Here is a 3,359-nt window from a genome sequence, read left to right as displayed (position 1 = left end):
CGTACTGTCTTCGGCGACGCGCCTTGTCTGAAACTTTCGGTGGATGGCTATATAACGCGCGCCTTTTGGCGCAAAATCGCCGCCGCGCTCCGCGTCCGGGACAGGTGCGCCGCGTCGCATCAACACAAAATCCGTTGAAAAACCGGCAAATAACCGGGCTACCGCCTGCCGTCCCGCCTCACGCGCCCGCTCCGCCTGTCGCTACCTTCGCGCAATCATGTGCATAACTGCGACAATACCCGCACGCTAAACCCTACCCAACCGCGCCATCTTAAAGAAACCCGTCACCCGGAAACGCCATGACCCCCGCCGACTTTCTTGCCACCCGCCTTGAGCCCGCCGCCGCGGGCGACGCCTACGCCGCGTGCCAAGCAAATCCCGTCAATGAAACCGGACATTTGCAAGCAAACCAAAGAAAGGAAAGGCATCATGTCAGATGAAATTATTAGCTATCGCTACCATCCATCAAGAAGAATCCTGTTTGGTACATTCATCGTATTGTTAATGTCTGGGAGTTTCTTAGGGATGTTTTTGGCACTTCATAACAAAATAATGTTCAAGACGGATGCAGACATAATTATTTTTGCTTATATTGTCTATTACGCTGCAATTATCTTGTTTTCGTGGATGACCATAATGAGTGTGCGCACTATCATTGCCTATTTACGCGCGGGCAAAACCATTACCTTGACGGACGATATGCTCATTCTGCCTGTCAATAATATTTTAGGTGCCAGTCGGTATTACCATATCCCCTATGCCCGTATCAGTCATGCAACAGAAGAACAATATCTCAGACAAAAAGAACCTGTTTTTTGCATACATGAGGACATCCCGCAAGGCCGCCTCTTTACCCAAAAGGAATACGTTATAGCGCCAGCATATTTCAGTAACAATCGCCAATACTGGAATTTCATATCTGAACTCAAACGCCGTATAGCAGCGGCGCATCTGTGTCATTCATCCATCTGCCAAACTGCCCCAAAAACGGAATCCCCATGACCCCCGCCGACTTCCTCGCTACCCGCCTCCCCGCCCGCCTTGAACCCGCAGAGCAGGGCGAGGCCTACGCGCCCGCCAATATCGCCCTCGCCAAATACTGGGGCAAACGCGACCGCGCGCTCAATCTGCCCGTCAATGGCAGCCTCTCCATCTCGCTTGGCGGCCTCGGCACGCACACCACCGTCCGCGCCGCCGACCGCGACCGCATTACCTTGAACGGCAGCGACGCCGCGCCGGACAGCGCCCTGCACCGCCGCACCTTCGCCTTCATTGAGCTATGGCGGCGCGGCGCAGCGCAACCGCTGCACATCGAAACCGAGAACACCATCCCCACCGCCGCCGGGCTGGCATCGAGTGCCTCCGGTTTTGCCGCACTCACCCTGGCGCTCGCCCGCTACTGGCAGCTCAATCTGGCAGACAGCGCCCTTTCCGCCATTGCCCGCCTCGGCAGCGGTAGCGCGGCGCGCTCGCTCTGGCACGGTTTCGTCAAATGGGAGCGTGGCAGGCGCGACGATGGCAGCGACAGCTTCGCTGCGCCCATTGTCAGCGACTGGCAGGAATTGCGCATTGCGCTGGTGGAAATCGACAGCGGCGCGAAAAAAACCGCGAGCGGCGACGGCATGAACCACACCACCGCCACCAGTCCGCTGTATGCCGCTTGGCCAGCGACGGCAAGCGCCGACCTCGCCGCGCTGGAAGCCGCCATTGCCGCCCGCGATTTCAGCGCACTCGGCAGCGTCGCCGAAGCCAACGCGCTCGCCATGCACGCCACCATGCTCGCCGCCCGCCCGGCGCTGTGCTACCTGCAACCGCAGACACTCGCCACCCTGCACCGCTTGTGGCAGGCGCGCGCCGACGGCCTTGAAATCTACGCCACCATCGACGCCGGACCGAACGTGAAAATCCTCTGCCGCGCCGCTGATGAAGCGGCGGTGCGTGTCGCTTTCCCGCAGGCGCTGTGGGTCAATCCCTTTGCGGTCGCGCCATAAGCCGCGCTTGTAGAAACGGTTCGCCGGGTGTGGCGGCGCAACACCGTATGCGGCTTTCGGTGGACGGCTCTATCAGCCGCGCCGCTGCATTTCGGTGATACGCTCGCGGCCGGCGTAGTCGCGGTGGGTGGCGATGTGTTGCCAGTCGCCGCTGGCATCGGCGCGGGCGCGCAGGGTGGCGCCCTGTTGCCAGCCGTGTTCCATAAGGAGCCAGCCGCCGCCTTTCAGCACGCGCGGCGCCTGCGCCATGATGGCGAACAGGTCGCGGTAGCCGTCATCGGCGGCGACGAGTGCCGTCTGCGGCTCAAACGCGAGCGCGGCAAGGTGCGGGTCATCGGGCGCGATGTAGGGCGGATTGCTGACGATGAGGTCGGCGCTGGCGGCGGCGAAGGGCGCGAGCCAGTCGGCCTGGAGGAAGCGGAGGTTGCCGAGGCGATGCGCGCGCGCGTTGTCGGCGGCAATCGCCAGCGCGTCCGCACTCTGGTCGGTGGCGGTAATCTGCGCATCCGGGCGAGCGGCGGCAATGGCGAGTGCCAGCGCGCCGCTGCCGGTGCCGAGGTCAATCACGGTCGGCGCGGACAGGTCGCGCAGGTGCCACAGCGCGCGTTCGACGAGGATTTCGCTGTCGCTGCGCGGGATGAGGGTGGCGCGGCTGACTTTGAGTTCCAGCCCGTAAAACGGCTGCTGGCCGAGGAGGTAGGCGAGCGGTTCGCCCGCGTGCAGGCGGGCGGCGAGCGCATCCAGCGTCTGCAATTGCGCGGCGGTGAGTTCGGGATTGTGGATGCGTTGCGCGGTGGGCGACAGGCCGGTGACGTGCGCGGCGAGGTGACGGATTTCGATGGCGGCGACGTCGCGGTCGGGATGGGCGGCGGTGGCGCGGACAAGCCAAGCGTGCAGTTTCATCGCGGCAGCAGGCAGGTGATGGCAATGAGCTGGGCGACGCTGATGTCGCCGTCAATGTGATGCCGGACGAGGCGGGCTTCGAGACTGTCGGCAGGCGGGACGGGCAGGCCTTCGATGCGGTTTTTGCGGGCGAGATAGGCCTGATGGCGGGCGCGTTCGCCACGGGCGGCCGCGCTGCGGTCGATGCCGGGATAACCGGCGGCAGCGTTGGCGGCGAGGGTTTGGGCAAGCAGGGTTTCGGCGGGGTTCATGGGTCGGAAGGAACTGGGTAGGGATGGATGATTTTACATACAGGGTAGCGGGGAAGGTGTATGTAAATGGGTGGTGAGGTGGGTTTGTCGCTACGCGGTTTGTTCGCTGCCCCCATAAGGAGAAGAGATTGAGGACTGCAAATTTGAAAAAACGGAGTCTTATAGCCATCCACCGAAAGTTTCAGACAAGGCGCGCCGCTGAAGACAGTACGCG

At 62.3% G+C, this 3,359-nt stretch carries 5 protein-coding genes; 3 read left to right on the top strand and 2 right to left on the bottom strand.

What is annotated here, in order from left to right; genetic code table 11:
* The first annotated feature begins 299 nt into the window (after window positions 1-299).
* From Q0349_RS06295 to mvaD, 3 genes are read left to right on the top strand one after another with little or no spacing between them, the layout of a single operon-like run.
* Window positions 300-440: a hypothetical protein gene (locus Q0349_RS06295; protein ID WP_298080025.1), complete on the top strand. Its 141-nt coding sequence runs from the start codon at window positions 300-302 to the stop codon at window positions 438-440.
* A complete protein-coding gene (locus Q0349_RS06290) occupies window positions 430-1,002 on the top strand; it encodes a hypothetical protein (RefSeq protein ID WP_298080024.1) in 573 nt (190 codons plus the stop codon). The genes Q0349_RS06295 and Q0349_RS06290 overlap by 11 nt, the downstream gene beginning before the upstream one ends.
* On the top strand, window positions 999-1,991 hold the full coding sequence (mvaD, locus tag Q0349_RS06285; RefSeq protein ID WP_298080023.1) for a diphosphomevalonate decarboxylase: 993 nt from the start codon (window positions 999-1,001) through the stop codon (window positions 1,989-1,991). Before Q0349_RS06290 ends, mvaD begins: the two co-directional genes overlap by 4 nt.
* A gap of 72 nt (window positions 1,992-2,063) precedes the next feature.
* On the opposite strand, the gene prmC is transcribed toward mvaD, so the two are convergent.
* The gene (gene prmC, locus Q0349_RS06280; RefSeq protein ID WP_298080022.1) at window positions 2,064-2,894 is read right to left on the bottom strand and encodes a peptide chain release factor N(5)-glutamine methyltransferase; all 831 of its coding nucleotides are present in this window, start codon (window positions 2,892-2,894) and stop codon (window positions 2,064-2,066) included.
* Window positions 2,891-3,145: a hypothetical protein gene (locus Q0349_RS06275; protein ID WP_298080021.1), complete on the bottom strand. Its 255-nt coding sequence runs from the start codon at window positions 3,143-3,145 to the stop codon at window positions 2,891-2,893. The genes prmC and Q0349_RS06275 overlap by 4 nt, the downstream gene beginning before the upstream one ends.
* Between the last annotated feature and the right edge of the window lie 214 nt (window positions 3,146-3,359).

Origin of the sequence: uncultured Cardiobacterium sp. (assembly GCF_938028185.1) — a bacterium.
GTDB lineage: Bacteria > Pseudomonadota > Gammaproteobacteria > Cardiobacteriales > Cardiobacteriaceae > Cardiobacterium.
Note: the sequence above shows the minus strand (reverse complement) of the source record. Positions and strands in the feature narration are given on the sequence as shown.

Coding starts and splice junctions, on each gene's coding strand:
- Q0349_RS06295 (WP_298080025.1), top strand. CDS start 300: ATGACCCCCGCCGACTTTCTTGCCACCCGCCTTGAGCCCGCCGCCGCG.
- Q0349_RS06290 (WP_298080024.1), top strand. CDS start 430: ATGTCAGATGAAATTATTAGCTATCGCTACCATCCATCAAGAAGAATC.
- mvaD (WP_298080023.1), top strand. CDS start 999: ATGACCCCCGCCGACTTCCTCGCTACCCGCCTCCCCGCCCGCCTTGAA.
- prmC (WP_298080022.1), bottom strand. CDS start 2,894: ATGAAACTGCACGCTTGGCTTGTCCGCGCCACCGCCGCCCATCCCGAC.
- Q0349_RS06275 (WP_298080021.1), bottom strand. CDS start 3,145: ATGAACCCCGCCGAAACCCTGCTTGCCCAAACCCTCGCCGCCAACGCT.